The sequence below is a fragment of the Streptomyces sp. Inha503 genome, assembly GCF_047215865.1.
Taxonomy (GTDB): Bacteria; Actinomycetota; Actinomycetes; order Streptomycetales; family Streptomycetaceae; genus Streptomyces; species Streptomyces lycopersici.
Genome location: NZ_CP178360.1, coordinates 10,618,068 through 10,630,337 on the forward strand (window position 1 = coordinate 10,618,068; position 12,270 = coordinate 10,630,337).

The following is a 12,270-nucleotide window of genomic DNA, read 5'->3' on the forward strand; positions in this document are numbered from 1 at the left end:
GTGGCGCGCCCTTCGCTGAAGGCCGGGTGATCCTCCGTGACGCACGCTAATGAAGAGAAGCTGGTCGACTATCTGAGGCGAGTGGCAGGCGATCTGCACGAAACGCGTCAGCGGCTGCGCGAGCTGGAGGACCGCTCCCAGGAGCCGGTGGCCGTGATCGGCATGGCCTGCCGCTATCCCGGCGGGGCCGACTCGCCCGAGGCGCTGTGGCGGCTCCTGGCCTCCGGGGCGCACGCGATGGGGGAGTTCCCCGACGACCGCGGCTGGGACCTGGAGGGACTGTTCCATCCGGACCCGGACCACCCGGGCACCAGCCATGCGCGCGAGGGCGGCTTCCTCTACGACGCCGACCGCTTCGACCCCGAGTTCTTCGGGATCAGCCCGCGCGAGGCGCTGGTGATCGACCCGCAGCAGCGGCTGCTGCTCGAGGTGTCCTGGGAACTGCTCGAACGGGCCGGAATCGACCCGGCCTCGCTGAAGGGCACCTCGACGGGCGTGTACGCCGGGACCGCGCTGCCCGGCTTCGGCACCCCGCATATCGAGAAGAGCGCCGAGGGCTATCTGGTGACGGGCAACGCGCCCAGTGTGCTCTCCGGCCGGGTGGCGTACACCCTCGGCCTGGAGGGCCCGGCCGTCACGGTGGACACGGCGTGCTCGTCCTCGCTGGTCTCGATGCACCTGGCCGGTCAGGCGCTGCGGCAGGGCGAGTGCACCCTGGCCCTGGCCGGCGGGGTGACGGTGATGGCCGTTCCGAACGTCTTCACCGAGTTCTCCCGGCAGCGGGGGCTGGCCCCCGACGGCCGGTGCAAGGCGTTCTCCGCCGACGCCGACGGCACCGCCTTCTCCGAGGGCGTGGGCCTGGTGCTGCTGGAGCGGCTGTCCGACGCCCGGCGCAACGGCCACCGGGTGCTGGCGGTGATCCGGGGCTCGGCCATCAACCAGGACGGCGCCTCCAACGGGCTGACCGCGCCCAACGGACCCTCCCAACAGCGCGTCATCCTCCAGGCGTTGGCGAACGCACGGCTGTCCCCGGACGAGGTGGACGTGGTGGAGGCGCATGGCACCGGAACCCGTCTCGGCGATCCCATCGAGGCCCATGCGCTGCTCGCCACCTACGGCCGGGACCGGACCGAGGACCGGCCGCTGTGGCTGGGGTCGGTCAAGTCCAACATCGGACACACCCAGGGCGCCGCGGGTGTGGCCGGTGTCATCAAGATGATCATGGCGATGCGGCATGAGACGCTGCCCGCCACCTTGAACGTCAACGAGCCCACGCCCCATGTGGCATGGGACCCCGGCGCCGTACGCCTGCTCACCGAAGCCGTCGAGTGGCCGCGTGGCGAGCGGCCCCGCCGGGCCGCGGTGTCCTCCTTCGGCATCTCCGGGACCAACGCCCATCTGCTGCTCGAACAGCCCCCCGCCGACGAACCCTCCGCGTCGGGCGGGACCCCTGAGCCGACCGCCGTGGAGGCGGCGACGCCGGACCGCCGCGTGGTGCCCTGGGTGGTGTCCGCCCGTACCGGCCAGGCGTTACGGGACCAGGCCGAGGCGCTGGCCGCCCACCTCACCGCCCACCCCGGGCTGCCCGTGGCCGATGTGGGCTGGTCGCTGGCCCGGACCCGCTCGGCCTTCGAGCACCGGGCCGTGGCCATCGGCGAGGACCGTGACGAGCTGCTGGCCGCCGTACGGGCCCTGGCCGACGACCGGAGCCACCCCGGGCTGCTCAGGGCCACGGCGGCGACCCGCTCCGGTGGCACCGCCATCATGTTCACCGGCCAGGGCAGCCAGCGGCCCGGTATGGGCCGTGAGCTGTACCGGACCTTCGAGGTGTTCGCCGCCACCCTGGACGAGGTCTGCGCCCATCTCGATCCGCTGCCCGGCCGGCCGCTCCGCGAGATCCTCTTCGCGGCGGAGGACACCGACCAGGCGCGGGCCCTGCACGGCACCGGTGTGACCCAGGCGGCCCTCTTCGCCCTGGAGACCGCGCTCTTCCGGCTGGTCGAGTCGTTCGGCCTCACCCCCTCGTTCCTGACCGGACACTCCGTCGGCGAACTGGTGGCGGCACATGTGGCGGGCGTGCTGTCCCTGCCGGACGCCTGCGAACTGGTCGCCGCCCGCGGCCGGTTGATGCAGGCGCTGCCCTCCGGCGGCGCGATGGCCGCCGTGGAAGCCACCGAGGAGCAGCTTCTCCCCCTGCTCGCGGGCCATGAGGACCGCGTGGCGCTCGCCGCGGTCAACGGCCCCACTTCGGTGGTCGTGTCCGGAGCCGCCGAAACCGTGGACGGGATCGCCCGCACCCTGAAGGAGCGAGGGCACCGCACCAAGCGGCTCCGGGTCAGCCACGCCTTCCACTCGCCCCTCCTGGCCCCCATGCTCGACGACTTCCGCGAGGTGGCGCGGCGGCTCACCTACCACGCACCGCGCATCCCGTTGATCTCCAACGTCACCGGTCGGCAGGCCGACCCCGAGCAACTGCGCGACCCCGAGTACTGGGTGCGCCACGTCATCGAGCCCGTACGGTTCCACGACGGACTGCGCACCCTGCACGGCGAAGGCGTGACGCGCTACCTCGAACTCGGCCCGGACGCCGTCCTCACCACCATGGCCCAGGACGCCCTGGCCGCCGACACCGCCGACACCGCCGACACCCCGGACCCCGCGCCCGTGTTCGCCACCGCCCTGCGTCCGGGCCGCGACGAACCCCGTACGCTGCTGACCGCCCTCGCCCTGACGCACATCGACGGCGGCACGGTCGACTTCGCCGCCGCCATCCCCGAGGACGCGGACCATGTGGACCTGCCCACCTACCGGTTCCAGCGGCAGCGCTACTGGCGGCCCGTCCAGAACGCCACCGCCGACGTACGCGCCGTCGGCCTCGGCGCCACCGGCCACCCCCTGCTCCAGGCCGCCGTGGAAACGCCCGACGGCGGGCTGCTGCTCACCGGACGGCTGTCCGCGCACACCCACGCCTGGCTCGCCGACCACACCATCGCGGACAGCGTCCCCCTGCCCGGCACGGCCCTGCTGGAGCTGGGCCTCCTCGCCGCCGCGCACACCGGCTGCGAGCTGATCGACGACCTCACCCTGGAGGCCCCGCTGATCCTGCCCGCCTCCGGCGCGGTACGGATCCAGCTCGCCGTCACCCCGCCCGACGAGGCCGGACGACGGACCGTCACCATCGCCTCGCGCCCCGCCGACGAGGGCGGCGACATCCTGGATGCCCCGGCCGCCTGGCGCCACCACGCCACCGGCCTCCTGTCCGACGCGGCCACGCCACCGCCCGACGACGAGCCGTCCGCCACGGCCTGGCCACCCGCCGAGGCCGTCCCGGTGGACGTGGCGGACCTGTACGAGCGCCTGGCCGCGCAGGGGTACGCCTACGGGCCCGCCTTCCGCGGACTGCACACCGCATGGCGGCTCGGCGACGAGATGTTCGCCGAGGTACGTCTGCCCCCCGAACAGCGCGGCGAGGCCGACGGCTACGGGCTGCACCCCGCTCTGCTCGACAGCGCACTGCACCCGGTGGAAGAGCTCTTCGGCGGCTTCGGCAGTTCCGGCGGCTCCGGTGGCACGGGCCGCCTCAGCGGCGACCACGCGCCGGACGGCGCCGAGGGGACCATCCGGCTGCCGTTCTCCTTCGGCGGGGTGCGGCTCTTCGCCACCGGTGCCACCCGGCTGCGCGTACGCATCACCCCCACCGCCCCGGACACCATCACCCTGAGGCTGACCGACGACCACGGCGCGCCCGTGGCCAGCATCGACGCCCTCGGGTTGCGGGAGATTCCCGCCGACCGCTGGCGCTCGGCCCGCGCCGCCGCTGCCGACGCCCCGCTGTACCGCCTGGACTGGCAGCCGTATCCGGTCCCCGCCGACACCGCCCCGCCCCCGGCGAGTTGGGCGCTCGTCGGATCCCAGGACCCGGACCGGGCCCTCCCGGCACACCCGGACCTGGCCGCACTACAAGCCGCCCTGGACGGCGGACGGCCCGCCCCCGACATCGTCATCCTCGAATGCCCCGGCGCACTCTCCACGCGCCCGGACGAAACGCCCGCCCGCGTACGCGCGGCGGTCCAGCACGTCCTCGACGCGCTGCGCACCTGGCTGATGGACGAGCGGTTCAGCGGGTCCCGGCTGGTCGTCGCCACCCGTGGTGCGGTCGCCACCGGCCCCGGGGACGGGCCCGCCGACCTGGCCACCGCGCCCGTATGGGGCCTGGTCCGCGCCGCCCAGGCCGAACACCCCGAGCGCGTCCTGCTGCTCGACCTGGACGACGACCCCGCCTCGCGCGATGCCCTGCGCACCGTCCTCCCCGCCGCCGTCGCGGGTGCCGAATCCGAGGTGGCGGTGCGGGCGGGAACGGCCCATGTGCCCCGTCTGGTCACCGTCCGCCCTGACCAAGACGGACCGCCCCGCGCCCTCGACCCGGACGGCACCGCACTGATCACCGGTGGCACCGGAGCGCTGGGCCGGCTGGTCGCCCGCCATCTGGTCGCCGCACACGGCGCCCGCCATCTGCTGCTGGTCAGCCGGCGCGGTGGCATCACGGAGGACATCGACGCGTTCGCGGACGAACTGACCGCGCTGGGCGCGGCGGACGTACGCGTCACCGCGTGTGACGCCGCCGACCCCGAGGCGCTGGCCGCCCTGCTCGCCACGCTCCCCGAAGCCCATCCGCTGACGGCGGTCATCCACGCCGCGGGGGTGCTCGACGACGGTGTGGTCACCGCCATGACCCCCGAGCAACTCGACACCGTACTCGCCCCGAAGCTGGATGCCGCGTGGCATCTGCACCGGCTGACCCGGGACATGGATCCGGCCGCGTTCGTGATGTTCTCCTCCGCCGCCTCCATCATGGGCAACGGCGGCCAGGCCAACTACGCCGCGGCCAACATGTTCCTCAACGCCCTCGCCGAGCACCGCTGCGCCGAGGGGCGGACGGCCCACACGCTGGCCTGGGGGCTGCTGGCGTCCGCCGGTGGCATGACCGGCCACCTGGACGACGCGGACCTCGCCAGGATGGCCCGCTCCGGTGTCGCCGCCGTCTCCAACGAGCAGGCGCTGGCGTCGCTCGACGCGGCGCTCACCACCGACCACCCCACGCTCGTCCCCGCGCGCTTCGACCTCGCGGCGCTGCGCACCCGGGCCGCCGCCGGGCCACTTCCGCCCGTACTCCGGCGGCTGGTGCACATCCCCACGCGGGCCGCGCGGCCCACCGGTTCGGGCTCCTTGTCCGGGCGGCTCGCCGGGCTGTCCACCGAGGAGCAGGACCGGCTCGTCGGAGAGCTGGTACGCGACCAGGTGGCCACCGTGCTCGCCCATCCCGCACCCGAGGCCATCGACCTGGGCAGGGCCTTCCAGGACCTCGGCTTCGACTCGCTCACGGCACTCGACCTGCGCAACCGGCTCAACGCCGCCACCGGCACCCGGATCCCGGCCACCGTCATCTTCGACTATCCGACCCCCGACGCCCTGGTGCGCTTCGTGCGGGAGCGGCTGGTCGGCGCACCGGCCGGGACACCGCTCCCGACGGCGCCGGCCGTCGTGGCCACCGACGACGACCCGATCGCCATCGTCGGCATGGCCTGCCGCTATCCGGGCGGCGTCGGCTCCCCCGAGGAGCTGTGGCGGCTGGTGGCCGAGGGTGTGGACGCGATCGGGGAGTTCCCCGCGGACCGCGGCTGGGACCTCGGGGGCCTCTTCGACCCCGACCCGGACCACACCGGTACCAGCTACGCACGCGAGGGCGGATTCCTCTACGGGGCACCGCGGTTCGACGCGGAGTTCTTCGGGATCTCGCCCCGCGAGGCGCTGGCCACCGACCCGCAGCAGCGGCTGCTGCTGGAGACGGCGTGGCAGGCGTTCGAGAGCGCGGGCATCGACCCGGTGAGCCTGCGCGGCAGCCGCAGCGCGGTGATCACCGGGGTGATGTACGACGACTACGGAAGCCGCTTCCTGGGCCGTACCCCCGAGGGTGTCGAGGGCCGGCTGATGACCGGCAGCACACCGAGCATCGCCTCCGGCCGGGTGGCGTTCACCTTCGGCCTGGAGGGACCGGCGGTGACGGTGGACACGGCGTGTTCGTCCTCGCTGGTGGCGATGCATCTCGCGGCGCAGGCCCTGCGGCAGGGCGAGTGCACCCTGGCCCTGGCCGGTGGCGTCACGGTGATGGCCACACCGAACACCTTCGTGGAGTTCTCGCGGCAGCGCGGACTGGCCCCGGACGGCCGCTGCAAGCCGTTCGCCGCGGCGGCCGACGGCACCGGCTGGGGCGAGGGCATCGGGCTGCTCGTCCTGGAGCGGCTGTCGGACGCGCACCGCAACGGCCGTGAGGTGCTGGCGGTGATCCGTGGGTCGGCGGTCAACCAGGACGGCGCGTCCAACGGTCTGACCGCGCCGAACGGGCCGTCCCAGCAGCGGGTGATCCGGCAGGCCCTGGCCACCGCACGGCTCTCCCCGGCGGACGTCGACGTGGTCGAGGCCCACGGCACGGGCACCACACTCGGCGATCCCATCGAGGCGCAGGCGCTGCTGGCCACGTACGGGCAGGAGCGGCGGGAGGGGCGTCCGCTGTGGCTCGGCTCCATCAAGTCCAACATCGGTCATACGCAGGCCGCCGCGGGCGCGGCGGGTGTGATCAAGATGGTGATGGCGATGCGGCATGGCCTGCTGCCCGCCTCGCTGCACATCGATGAGCCGAGCCCGCATGTGGAGTGGGACGACGACGGAGTGCGGCTGCTGACCGAGGCGGTCGAGTGGCCGGCGGACGAGCGTCCGCGCCGGGCCGGTGTGTCCTCCTTCGGCATCAGCGGCACCAACGCCCATGTGATCCTGGAGCAGGCCCCCCACCAGCGTACGGAGTCCGAGCTCGAGTCCGATGGCCCCCGAGTGGTGCCCTGGGTGCTGTCCGCGCGGGGCGCGGGCGCGCTGCGGGACCAGGCGCGGGCGCTGGCCGCGCGGCTGGCCACCGGCCCCTCCGCCCCGCCCGTCGAGGTGGGCTGGTCCCTCATCCGCTCCCGTACCCTGTTCGACCACCGCGCCGTGGTGGTCGGCGAGAGCCGCGCCGAGCTGATGGCGGCCATCGAGGCGCTGGCGGCCGACGAGACACACCCGGGCGTGGTGCACACCGGCACGGCCGCCACCACGGGCGGCGCGGGTCCGGTGCTGGTCTTCCCCGGGCAGGGCTCGCAGTGGATCGGGATGGGCGCCGGACTGCTGGACGCCTCACCGGTGTTCGCCGCCCGGGTGGCCGAATGCGAACGAGCACTCGCGCCGCACGTCGACTGGTCGCTCACCGATGTGCTGCGCGGCGTGGACGGCGCGGGCGATCTGAGCCGGGTGGACGTGGTGCAGCCGGTGCTCTGGGCGGTGATGGTGTCCCTGGCCGCCGTATGGGCGGGCCACGGGGTGCGGCCCGCCGCCGTCGTGGGCCACAGCCAGGGCGAGATCGCCGCCGCCTGTGTGGCCGGGGCGCTCACCTTGGAGGACGGCGCCCGGATCGTGGCCCTGCGCAGCCGGGCGCTGCGCCAACTGGCCGGTGGCGGGGCCATGGCCTCCCTCGGCGTGGGTCAGCAGCAGGCCACGGATCTGCTGTCCGGCCTCGGCGACCGTGCCAACGCCGTGGTCGTGGCCGCCGTGAACGGCCCCGCCTCCACGGTGGTGTCCGGCCCGCCGGAGCAGGTGGCCGCGGCCGTGGCCGCCTGCCGGGACACCGGGGAACGGGCCAGGACGATCGAGGTGGACTACGCCTCGCACAGCCCCCAGGTCGATGAGATCGCCGACGAACTCACCCAATTGCTCAGGGGAGTTGACCCGGTCGGCACACCCGGATCCTCCGGATCCTCCGGGGTGGTGTTCTACTCCACCGTGACGGGTGCCCGTGCCGACGGCTCCGTCCTGGACACCGGCTACTGGGTACGGAACCTGCGGGAGCCGGTACGGTTCGCCGAGGCGATCCAGGCGCTGCTGGCCGATGGCCACCGGGTGTTCATCGAGGCCAGCACCCATCCCGTCCTGACGGTGGGCATGCAGGAGAGCTTCGAAGAGGCGGGCGTGCCCGCCGCCACCGTCCCCACCCTGCGCCGGGACCACGGCGGTCTCGCCCAGTTGGTGCGATCGCTGGCCCAGGCGTTCACCGCTGGGGTCGACGTCGACTGGACCACGCTGTTCCCCACCGACCCCGCGCCCCGCACCGTGCCGCTGCCCACCTACGCCTTCCAGCGCGAGCGCTACTGGCTCGAGGGCGCCGCGGGCCGGGGCGGCGACCCCACCGACCTCGGCCTGGTCTCCGCCGAACACCCGCTGCTCGGCGCGGCCGTGGAGCTCGCCGACGGCAGCACCCATCTGCTCACCGGACGGCTGACCGCCGGTGGCGGCGAGGGCTGGCTCGGCGAACACGTGGTGGCGGGCGCCCGGCTGGTGCCGGGCGCGGCCCAGGTCGAATGGGCGCTGCGGGCCGCCGACGAGGCGGGCTGCGGCACGGTGGAGGAACTCGCCCTGCGAGTCCCGCTCGTCCTCCCCGACACCGGTGGGCTGCGCGTCCAGGTGGTGGTGGGCGAGGCCGCCGACGACGGACGCCGCGACGTACGGGTGTACTCCCGGCCCGACCGCGACGCCGAAACCACCGCCGACCCGGTCTGGGTATGCCATGCGATCGGCGTACTCTGCCCCCAGGGCGAACCGGCACCCCGGCCCGCCGGGACCTGGCCCCCGGCGAGCGCGGAGGCGCTGGACACGGACGGCTTCTACGAGCGTGCCGAGGCCGCCGGATATGGATACGGCCCCGCGTTCCAGGGCGTCCGGAAGCTGTGGCGCGACGGCGCGGATGTACTCGCCGAGGTGGCGCTGCCCGAAGCCGCGGGCGACCGGGCAGGATTCGGCATTCACCCGGCGCTGCTGGACGCCGCGCTGCACCCGGCGTCCCTCCTCGACCGGTCCGGTCGAACCGACCGGACCGACCGGACCCACCGGACCGACCGGGTTGACCAACCCGACCAACCCGACCAACCCGACCGGCCCGAGGAGCAGCACGACGACGGCCAGGTGTGGCTGCCGTTCGCCTGGAACGGCGTGTCCCTGTGGGCCGCCGGAGCGACCACCGTACGCGTCCGGCTGTCCCCGCGTGAGCAGGGCGCGGACGGCGAGCGGGCGCTGCGTATCGCCGTGGCCGACGCCGTGGGAGACCCGGTTCTGACGGTTGACTCGCTGGTGCTGCGCCCGGCCCGTACGGATCAGCTGCGGACCGCCGGACGAGGCGCCGTGGACGGGCTGTTCACCCTGGACTGGATCCCGCTCCCCGAGCCGGCACCCGGCGCGGACACGGGCCTGCCACGGCCGGTGGCCGGGGACGGCGGCTGGGTGGCGCTGGGCTCCGAGGGCCTGGACTGGGCCCCCTCGGGCGTGGTCCGCCACCCGGACCTGGAGTCGCTGGTCGCGGCGATCGACGCCGGGACCCCCGTGCCCTCGGTGGCGCTGACCGCCGTACCGGCCTCGACCACCGCCGCCGTGGACATCGGGACCGCCGAGGCCGATGCCCTGGCGGCCGTACGGCGAACCCTGGACCTGCTGCGGGGCTGGCTGGCCGAACCCCGGCTGACCGACAGCCGCTTGGTGGTGGTGACACACGGCGCGGTCGCGTCCGGTGGCCCGGTGGCGGAGGACCCCGGCTCGGGGGCCGTGGACACGGCCGGTGCCGCGGTGTGGGGGCTGCTGCGCAGCGCACAGGCGGAGAACCCGGACCGGTTCATCCTGCTCGACCGCGATCCGCACGGCGCGCCCGACCCCGACGAGATCGGCGCGGCGGTGCTGGACGGTGTGCGGAGGGCCGTCGCCCTGGACGAACCGCAGGTGGCGGTGGGCTCCGGCCGGGTACGGGCACCCCGCCTGATGCGTGCGGGCGGCCCTGGCAGCGGTGGTCTGGTGGGCCCGGTGGCACAGTCCGCGTGGCGGCTCGCCGTGGCGGGCGCGTCCACCGTGGACCATGTGACGCCCGTCCCGTGCCCCGAGGTGTTGGAGCCGCTGGGGCCGGGAGAGGTCCGGATCGCGGTGCACGCGGCGGGCATGAACTTCCGCGATGCGCTCATCGTCGTCGGGATGTACCCCGGGGGCGGGGTGTTCCGCGGCAGCGAGGGCGCCGGAGTGGTCGTGGACATCGGCCCGGAGGTGACCGGGCTCGCGGTGGGCGACCGGGTCATGGGCCTGTTCGAGGGCGCGTTCGGACCGTGGGCGGTGGCGGACGCGCGCATGGTCGTGCCGATCCCCGACGGCTGGAGCTTCCGGCAGGCGGCCGCCGTACCGGTGGTGTTCCTCACCGCCTGGTACGGGCTGGTGGACCTGGCCGGGCTGCGGAGCGGCGAAACGGTGCTGATCCACGCCGCCACCGGCGGCGTCGGCATGGCGGCGGTGGGGATCGCCCGCCACCTGGGCGCCGAGGTCTATGCCACGGCGAGCCCCGGCAAGCACGGTGTGCTGGAGGAGATGGGCATCGACCAGGCGCACCGGGCCTCGTCGCGCGATCTGGACTTCGAGGAGGCGTTCCGCGAGGCCACCGGCGGACGTGGTGTCGACGTGGTGCTCAACAGCCTCGCCGGGCCGTTCGTGGACGCCTCCCTTCGGCTGCTGGCCGACGGTGGACGGCTCTCCGAGATGGGCAAGACCGACATCCGCGGTCCTGAGCAGCTCGCCGCCGTGCGTACGGGCGTCCGCTACCGCGCCTTCGACCTGGTCCCCGATGCCGGGCCGGACCGCATCGGGGAGATGCTGCACGAGTTGAGCGAGCTGTTCGCCGCCGGAGTGCTGCGGCCCGCACCCGTACGGCCCTGGCCGCTCAGCCGGGCGCGGGACGCGCTACGGCAGCTGAGCCAGGCCAAGCACACCGGCAAGCTGGTGCTCGACGTACCCGCCGCGGTCGACCCGGACGGCACGGTCCTCATCACCGGCGGCACCGGCACCCTGGGCGGCTACATCGCCGAACACCTCGTCCGCGCCTGGGGCATCCGCCATCTGCTGCTGGTGAGCAGGCGGGGGCCGGACGCCCCGGGCGCCCGCGACCTGACCGCCCGGCTGGAGGAACTGGGCGCGCGGGTGCGCGTCGCGGCGGTGGATGTCACCGACGCCTCGGCGGTGGCGGAGCTGGTGGCCGGGGTCGACCCCGAGCATCCGCTGACCGGGGTCATCCACGCCACCGGCGTGCTGGACGACGCGGTGGTGACCTCACAGACCCCCGAACGGCTGGCGCGGGTCTGGACGGCCAAGGCCACGGCCGCGGCCCAACTGCACACGGCGACGGCGCATCTCCGGCTCGGCATGTTCGTCCTCTTCTCCTCCGCCGCGGGCACACTCGGCAGTCCGGGACAGGCCAACTACGCCGCCGCCAACGCCTTTTGTGACGCCCTCGCCGCCCACCGCCGGGCCCTCGGGCTGCCAGGCGTCTCGATCGGTTGGGGCCTGTGGGCCGACGCGAGCGGCATGACCGGACACCTCGCCGAGGCGGATCTGGCCCGGATGTCCCGTACCGGCGTGGCCGCCCTGAGCACCCGGCACGGTCTGGCCCTGCTCGACGCCGCCCTCCAGCATGGCGGCGCCCATCTGATCGCCGCCCAGGTGGACCCGCGTACCCTCGCCGGACTGCCCGCCGACAGCCTGCCCGCGACGCTGCGCGCCCTGGCCGCCACGGGCGGCGGTGGCGGTGGCGGCGCCGGGCGGCGCACCGCGGCGGCGGCCGGGGAGGACCGGCAGGTCGACTGGGGCGCCCGGCTCGCGGGCCTGTCCACGGCCGAACGACACCGGCTCGTCCTCAACCTGGTCCGTGGCCACGCCGCCACGGTGCTCGGACACGCCGACGTGGACGCCGTGCAGGCAGAGGCCAGCTTCAAGGAGCTGGGCTTCGACTCCCTGACCGCCGTCGAACTGCGCAACCGCCTCGCCGCCGCCACCGGACTGCGCCTGCCCGCCGGGATGGTCTTCGACTACCCGGAGGCGGCCGTACTCGCCGACCACCTGCTGGAACGGCTGGCCCCCGGCGACGGGGCCACACCGGGGCGGGACGCCGTCGACCCGGTCCTGGGCGAGCTGGCCAGGCTGGACACCACCCTGGCCACCCTCGACACGGACGACGAAGGCCGACAGCGGATCGCCCAACGGCTGGGCGCCCTGCTGGCGAAGTGGAACGGCGCCGGGTCAGGCGACCCGGCCGGCGCGACCGGCTTCGACACCCTCGAAGCCGCCTCGGACGACGAGATGTTCGAGCTCATTGACCGTGAACTGCCCTGATGG

At 74.5% G+C, this 12,270-nt stretch carries 1 protein-coding gene; it reads left to right on the plus strand.

What is annotated here, in order from left to right; all coding sequences use genetic code 11:
• The first annotated feature begins 36 nt into the window (after positions 1–36).
• Positions 37–12,267, plus strand: coding sequence for an SDR family NAD(P)-dependent oxidoreductase (locus ACJX2R_RS44470; RefSeq protein ID WP_413104716.1), 12,231 nt, complete (start codon positions 37–39; stop codon positions 12,265–12,267).
• Positions 12,268–12,270 lie beyond the last annotated feature (3 nt).